This is a genomic window from Methylobacterium tarhaniae (genome assembly GCF_001043955.1).
Classification (GTDB): Bacteria; Pseudomonadota; Alphaproteobacteria; order Rhizobiales; family Beijerinckiaceae; genus Methylobacterium; species Methylobacterium tarhaniae.
This window is the reverse complement of record NZ_LABZ01000162.1, coordinates 1-3,598: the sequence shown is the minus strand read 5'-3', so window position 1 is coordinate 3,598 and position 3,598 is coordinate 1. Positions and strand designations below refer to the sequence as shown.

The 3,598-nt window shown below is 53.9% G+C and carries 4 protein-coding genes; all 4 read left to right on the top strand.

The window, feature by feature from the left end:
* Positions 1–473, top strand: a 473-nt coding sequence (locus VQ03_RS33880) for a hypothetical protein (RefSeq protein WP_048452958.1), incomplete at its 5' end; no start/stop codon positions are given.
* Between the two features lie 76 nt (positions 474–549).
* Entirely contained in the window at positions 550–714 is a 165-nt protein-coding gene (locus VQ03_RS33215) for a hypothetical protein (RefSeq protein WP_157064194.1), read from the top strand.
* Between the two features lie 481 nt (positions 715–1,195).
* Positions 1,196–3,196: an FkbM family methyltransferase gene (locus tag VQ03_RS32135; RefSeq protein WP_083468141.1), complete on the top strand. Its 2,001-nt coding sequence runs from the start codon at positions 1,196–1,198 to the stop codon at positions 3,194–3,196.
* Between the two features lie 20 nt (positions 3,197–3,216).
* Positions 3,217–3,598: hypothetical protein (locus VQ03_RS21520; RefSeq protein WP_048452957.1), on the top strand; the 382-nt coding region annotated here is incomplete at its 3' end.

The window sequence follows — 3,598 nt, the reverse complement described above, 5'->3', positions numbered from 1 at the left end:
TGCGCTTCAAGTCGGCGACCACGCGAACCGGGTTTCTCGAGGAATTCACTCAGTTCGAGCAGCGCGTGAAGGCGCTCGGCACGCGGGTCCATCTCCGCTCGCATCCCGCCGGCCAGTTCACCGAGAGGAACGCCGTTACCCTGGAGGCGTGCACGGTGCGCAGCACGCAGCCGCTCTACCGGATGGATCTGACCCGTTTCGCGTACGCGATTTCTGCGCCATCCTCCATTCTGTTCGACTTCATGCTCGCCGGCGTGCCGGTCGCGGTGTGGCATGACGGCGACAACACCATCGACCTTCGCAACTTCGCCTCTTTCGCGCGCGTCTCGACGGGCGAGGATTGGTGGCGCTTCGCCGTAGCCGCCTCCACCGATCCCGGCCGCTTCGTGACTCGGCAGGACCGCTTCATCGAGGGACTGATGATCCCCGACGATGTCCGCCAGCGCTACGCCGCGCTGCTATCGGCCACCTGAGCCAGGCTCGGGGGCCCTTCCAGGCCGAACAATGTCCGCGCAGGCCGACAGCGACGTGCGAAAGGAGCATCGATCCGTGACGCTGCTCGAAAACGTGAACCGGAAGGATAGTGCCCTGATCATCAAGGCTGGACAGATCGACACCGTGCGTCGGCGCTCGCCGTATGCCTTGCCGTGCGTCGCAACGGGATCGGCCATGACTCTTCGGGCGCATTCCTCAATTCCGGACGCTCTATGCTGACGCCTACGACGAAGACATTGCCGCCGTTGCCGGACAATAAATTTTTCGCATTGCGCAAGCGATCTCGTAGGGATCGTTTGACGAAATCGGTCGGACATCGGCCGTGTATCGGATGCGCCGCCGTCCAACATGGGCGTGCGTCCCAGGCACAGCGAGGTTTTTCAGGTCGTCATGGCTCCATCCTCGCAAACGGAGGAGTGACCGGAAAACCAGGTGCGATTGAAACCAACGTCAATCCAGTTCGCGGCGCCGGCCTGCCGCTGATCACGCTCGCATCGTTAGTGAATTTGTGCTAAGAACAGCTTGTCCCCTGTCTCGTCTGATGGGGCAGCCTCAGCGCTAGTCAGAGAGCGGATAAGCAAAATGACAAACAACGCCGGCAAATTACGGTCGTCAGTATACAAGAACCGGCATTTATATTTTTTCCAGTATTAATAATTTAACATAGACAAGAAATGAATCAGGCGGAGCAATATACAAGATGAAGATAAATCACAAATTGAATGTGCCAAGCGTCGATGCAGCATTCACGAAAATTATCCATGATCGGCAGCTTGAAAATGCAGCTAAATTTAGGGAAGTTTTAGATAATTGCAAGTCAAGACGCCTGGCGCTCGATGTCGGGGCCTATGTCGGCGAATATTCTTATTTTCTCGCGCAAAATTTTCTGAACGTGGTATCCTATGAACCCCACCACGATGCTTACGCGTGCCTGCAAGGCAATTTGAAATCATACCCGAACGTTCAAGCTGTGCGGATTGCCCTCTCATCAGGGCGGTCAGTGGGATATCTCGGGCGGCAGTCCTCGGATATTTTCGGGAATTTTAATTTGCTTGAAAAATCCGGCCCGAAAACGACCCGTGTTCCGGTGATGTCGGTTGATGATCTCGATCTCGAAAACGTTGATTTGATCCGAATCGCGTCTTTTGCCGATTGGGAAAAAGTCTTGATAGGCGCTTTGAAAACCATTTCTAAATACAAGCCTGGACTCTGGCTTTCGAACGATCCGTCCGCGCTGCCCACAGATGCAGTCATGCACCTTGGCTCTCTTGGGTATCGGAAGATCGGCAGATCACATCTATACATATCTTCCCAAAAAAAGGATGGTTTTTTTGACGTTTCGGATGAAGTTGTATTGCAAAATAATGGGAAAAAATGGCTCACTCTCCGGAAACCGAAGCAAGACACTAAGCCTGAGCGCTATTTCGGCGCGGTTGTTGACCGTTTTTATACTATAGCGTCGCAGCGTACGTCGCGATCCAATAAAGGAATTTCAGATATATTTTCGATAAGTGTTCCGCATTCGTTCAACGCGAATTCAAAACACAAGATTAACATACCAAATCGCGAAGTTTTTAAAATAGATCCTATTTCTAAAAATCCGATTGAGATCAATTCCTCGGCAGAAATTATTGCAGCAGAAATAACTGACGGCACTATCGTATTGAAGTTGCACTGGTCTGCGGCTGGGCAATTCAGTCACGTCCTGGTTGAGGCCGAAATCGGAGAGCGTGATCGAATAGCAGTCGGCAAAATTCCTATTCATTCTCTGGATAATATCGAAGATGTAAGGCTCGATATTCCCGACGTGCTTTTATCTCCGGAAAGAGTGGCGCTTCGTATCAAGCTGCTGTCGAGCGAACACGAAGTACCAGAAGTTGTACGAATTCTCGAAGCACCACGGGATAAAGTCTCTTCAAAAACTACGCGCTGCTACCTCAACCATGGCGGAGGGGGCAACGATGTCATCAGGGCAATGGCAGAAGGTCTGAAATGCCCGTTGAGTTATGCGGAGGGCGGACTTCGGAGCGGAATCCCGATCGTCTGGGGTGTGCTCCGCGGCAGCCGTGACGTGCTGCTCCAAGCGGAAGAGCGCGGCCGGCTTTGGATGTATATCGATCACGCGTATTTTGGGCGCGGGCATCTGGCCAATTACAGGATCTCCCTGAACCGGTTCGAGGCCGGTGCCGTTCGTGCTTGCCCGAGCGATCGCCTTGATCGTCTCGGCATCCCTGTCGAGCCTTGGAAGACGGAAGGGCGCACCATCCTCGTCTGCCCGCCGACCGAGCATTTTATCAAGGCCCATGGCGTCGGCTCGTGGCTGGAGGACACGCTCGCCGAGCTGGCGAAGTACACTGACCGGCCAATCGTCGTCAGGCAAAAACCGCAACCCGGCGAACCATCGATCCCGCTCGCGGAAGCACTCGGAACAGCCTATGCTTTAGTCACGCATTCGTCCAATGTTGCAATCGAAGCTGCCGTCGCGGGTGTTCCGGTTTACGTCTCACCCACCAGTGCGGCGGCGCCAGTCGGAAATACGTCTCTGGCGACGATCGAAGAAAGGTCGTTCCCAGACCGGCGTGCTTGGCTGCAGCATCTTGCTTATTCGCAGTTCTCATTTGACGAAATAAAATTGGGCCGAGCCATCGACATTCTTCTTGAGCATGCAGACATGCCGCTCGTCACCGAATATGCGATCTAGCCTCGACTGGACATATCATTATGCGGTCCTTCACGTTCGTCACCACCTGCTCGCAGCCTGGCTGGATCGAGTACGCGGAAACCATGGTGGAGAGTTTCGACAAAAACTTTCCACCCGAGGTCAAGCTGATCGTCTATATTGATTTCAAGGCTCCCCCCGACAGGGCCAGGGTGGAATTTCGGCAAATTGCCCAGACCGGCATGAGGCTGGAAGATTACCATTTTTCTCTGAGCGGGCTTCAGTTCGCCCTCGGTCGAGCGATACCTTACAGCGAGCATGATCTCGCCAACTCGTATGATATCATCTGGAACGCTCGGAAATTCTCGTTCAAAGTTTTCACGATTTGCCACGCAATCCGAACATGCGACACAGATGTCGTCGTCTGGCTCGACGCCGACTCGA